The sequence below is a fragment of the Streptomyces otsuchiensis genome (assembly GCF_004305975.1).
Classification (GTDB): Bacteria; Actinomycetota; Actinomycetes; order Streptomycetales; family Streptomycetaceae; genus Streptomyces; species Streptomyces otsuchiensis.
Map to the genome: position 1 here is coordinate 1 of NZ_BHZI01000651.1, position 285 is coordinate 285.

The 285-nt window shown below is 71.9% G+C and carries 1 protein-coding gene and 1 pseudogene; one reads left to right on the forward strand and one right to left on the reverse strand.

Features of this window, described 5'->3' with window-relative positions; genetic code table 11:
- Window positions 1–45: 45 nt before the first annotated feature.
- Window positions 46–180: a helix-turn-helix domain-containing protein gene (locus E0D90_RS28720; protein ID WP_157996970.1), complete on the reverse strand. Its 135-nt coding sequence runs from the start codon at window positions 178–180 to the stop codon at window positions 46–48.
- A 30-nt stretch (window positions 181–210) separates the two neighbouring features.
- Between E0D90_RS28720 and E0D90_RS28725 the strand changes: the two are divergent.
- Window positions 211–285 (forward strand): annotated as a pseudogene (locus E0D90_RS28725) (tyrosine-type recombinase/integrase); the annotation flags it as partial.

Genomic DNA, 285 nt, shown 5'->3' on the forward strand with positions numbered 1-285 from the left:
GGTGCCGTCGTCGGCGGTGCCGGCCTCGCAGCCCGGCGGCCCGGATCAGCCGTGCAACACGACGACGGCCGCACCCGCACCCTGGCGCATGAGCACAGCATGCACGCGCGGGGCGCCGTAGGCTCCGCGTGATCTCGCATGGACCTCGACTATCCGCTCGGTCAGCTCGGCATCCCGCACCGCACGAAGACATGGCAGAACGGACAACGGCTCGTCTTCACCACCCCGAAGGGCAGGCCGCTCGACCCCGGCAACCTCACCCGCCGCTTCCGCCGCCTCCTCCAC